Raw genomic sequence first — 1048 nt, forward strand, 5'->3', positions numbered from 1 at the left:
GAAAATATATTAAGTTTGATCAATGAGAGACCGGTAAAACATTGTATAGTATTTTACACAGGATTATGGACTTGACTAAAATTTATTAGAATATTCTTTATAATAACTAGTGAAAAAAATATTTTTAAACGAATATAATATAAATAAAGCAGAGTAGAAAGAAAAATAAACATTTTCTTCTACTCTGCTTTATGTTATAGTCTCATAGTTTTTTACACTTTTATCTTATCAAATAGAAAACAATAGTATGCTCATTTCTTACTTTATCATTAACCTATTTTCATTATAGATGTACAAAAATCCTGAAAAATCAATAATAGAATATATCTAAATTGTATCTCATTAAAATCCGTAAAATGATTTTGAAACAAATAAAAACTTGTTAAAATGACTAAGAAATCTAAGGAGGATAAAAATAAATGAAAAAAATATTATTATTGTGTATATTATTATTATTATCGACACCAATCTTAACTAGTTGTAAAAATAATTATAAAAATACATCGAAAAATTCTACTTCTTCTAATAAAGAACTAAATATAGAAACTCAAAAAATTAATGATTTAGACAAAACGAATGTTATTGATGGTTTAGAAATCACTGTAAACAAACCTGATAAAAAGGAAATCAATGGTGATAAAAAAGGCAAAATTTTATATACAATACATGTAAAAGGTAAAAATATTTCTTCTGCTTCTAAAGGATTAGGATCAATAGATTTTCGTCTTCAAACGAAAGATGAAAAACAGCATAGCGTAAGCACAAATTATAATATTTTGGGACAAGAAATAGAACCTGACCAAGAGATTGAAGGAGATCTTTATTTCGAATTAGATAAAAAAGATACCCTAGATCAATTAGTTTATTTTTTAAGTGATCAAAAACATATTGTTTGGAATCTAAATGTGTGTGGGACAATAGTCAGAAAAAAATCTGATTATTGCCCCACTTTTTTTGATTTAAAGGTACATAAAAAGCACACAACCTTGTATGATTAAAGTGACTAAACCAAACCGACAAGGAGTGTGCCTTATGTTTAAAAATTATA

The 1048-nt window shown here is 24.6% G+C and carries 1 protein-coding gene; it reads left to right on the top strand.

Annotated elements, in window-relative coordinates; all coding sequences use genetic code 11:
* The first annotated feature begins 419 nt into the window (after positions 1–419).
* Positions 420–998, top strand: coding sequence for a DUF4352 domain-containing protein (locus DVW83_RS14765; protein WP_137239691.1), 579 nt, complete (start codon positions 420–422; stop codon positions 996–998).
* Positions 999–1048: the final 50 nt, after the last annotated feature.

The organism is Enterococcus sp. VV15 (genome assembly GCF_005236045.1).
Classification (GTDB): Bacteria; Bacillota; Bacilli; order Lactobacillales; family Enterococcaceae; genus Enterococcus_B; species Enterococcus_B durans.

What these genes read in the sequence shown, in the direction of transcription:
- DVW83_RS14765 (WP_137239691.1), top strand. Translation starts at nt 420, where the DNA reads ATGAAAAAAATATTATTATTGTGTATATTATTATTATTATCGACACCA.